The organism is Alteromonas sp. 14N.309.X.WAT.G.H12 (assembly GCF_036697315.1).
Taxonomy (GTDB): domain Bacteria; phylum Pseudomonadota; class Gammaproteobacteria; order Enterobacterales; family Alteromonadaceae; genus Alteromonas.
The window spans coordinates 552-2201 of record NZ_JBAHZB010000037.1 but is presented as its reverse complement, the minus strand read 5'-3'; the positions used below and the strand labels follow the sequence as shown (position 1 = coordinate 2201).

The 1650-nt window shown below is 41.2% G+C and carries 1 protein-coding gene, 1 tRNA gene and 1 pseudogene; all 3 read right to left on the bottom strand.

The window, feature by feature from the left end:
- Positions 1 to 1198 (bottom strand): site-specific integrase (locus tag V5298_RS11135; RefSeq protein ID WP_332931533.1); only part of this gene is annotated, 1198 nt, incomplete at its 3' end.
- A gap of 111 nt (positions 1199 to 1309) precedes the next feature.
- Positions 1310 to 1400, bottom strand: a tRNA-Ser gene (locus V5298_RS11130).
- Between the two features lie 101 nt (positions 1401 to 1501).
- Positions 1502 to 1650: pseudogene (locus V5298_RS11125) on the bottom strand (quinolinate synthase NadA); the annotation flags it as partial.

Sequence of the window (1650 nt, the reverse complement as noted above, 5' to 3'; positions counted from 1 at the left end):
GGCCAAAGTCGTATGATAATACTTTCCGAACTTCGCACTTCGAAAAAGATCTGCGTTTTGGAGCGTTTTTTTGTTTAGAAAAACTTACGTTACTGAAAGGATTCTGGACGTTAATATCCGTATTTCCTTCCAGCCAAGAAAAGAAAGCATGGTAATTCGATAACATGCCATTTTTTGTTTTAGCCGTGAGTCGGCCCCCACTCTTCCCCACATTTTGATGCTTATCCAAATTACTAAGCATGTCTTTTACTGATTGAGTCTGCACTTTTGTAAACTCTCGAAGGTCAATTCCTTGCTGAAAGTGATCGAGCAGTAACGAAAATGAGCGTTCGTATTTCTTAAACGTCTTTGCCGCAACTTCGGTCTTCTTTTCGTTGAGGAACAGAGGAGCTTGATACGCTAAAGTGAAGTATTCATCCTGCTTAAGCTTTTCCGCTCGTTGATGCTCATCAAAGCCATTGCGTATGTTATCAAACATCTTAACAGCATCGTTAACCTCTTGCTGAGACCCAACCGATGGCTCCTGTTCAATTTCACCATCCACTGAAAAATCATCCCGCTCCCCCTTAAACTCTGTCAACTTGCTCACCAAAGTGTTTAGCATGCTTAAAGACGCCGCAAACTGCCTGACTGTATCATTATCATTTTGAAACGATGGAGTCTCCCCATTATCATTTTGAAATGATGGTAATAACCCCTCTACGAGTCCTATTTTTAGGGCCTGTGGGATTTTTTCTTCACAGTGCTGCTTAAAGCCCTTGAAGTCCTCTTTCCCAAATGGCTTCGGAATGACTCCATCGCTATCAAGATCAAACTCAATCATTGCCTTGCCTGCTTTTAGAAGCACGTTAAACTTCTCTTTAAGCGCTTTCCTAAACAGAATCATGACTCTAAGCTTTTGCTGTTTCTGCTTTAAGAGCATATGCTCTTCGTCTTTCCCACCTGTAATGAGTAACGGCTCATTATCACTTTGAAACTCACTATTTGACATATCCATATAATTAAACTCCATCAACTTTGATTTAATAAACAAAGCTAACCATCGTGCTTCTTCATAATCAGAGGTATGAAGCGAAGCCACGAAGTAGCCAGCAGAAATACCATAGTTGATTTGGTTAACAACACCCGTGCGGATACGAAAAAAATAATTTGACGAGTTTTTGTACTTATAAAGGTAGGTAGAATTGAATTTTTGCATGTTGCTCTGTCAGCCTTATATCAATTGTGACAGAGTTCTGTGACAGAGTTATTCTCTTTACTAAGATTTAGATACAAGAAAGCCCCGACATACGGGGCTTTCAAGATTATTTGGCGGAGAGAGAGGGATTCGAACCCTCGATACGCTATAAACGTATACACACTTTCCAGGCGTGCGCCTTCAGCCACTCAGCCATCTCTCCAAATTCGTTGCTTCGGTAAATCGTTGAAGCGCGCGTATAGTAGGGAAAGTCTTACCGTGAATCAAGTACTCACCGTTAAAAAATTCCCAACTGCTGCAATATTAAGCGTTTGCCGGTTGTTTTTGCTTTAACTGCTCAGAAAATGACAACATTCTATCTAAGGGAATCAACGCTTGTTGCCGTAATTGCTCATCCACATGGATCTCATGATCGTTCACCCCTTCTGTGAGGCTGTTGTAGATGGCCTGTA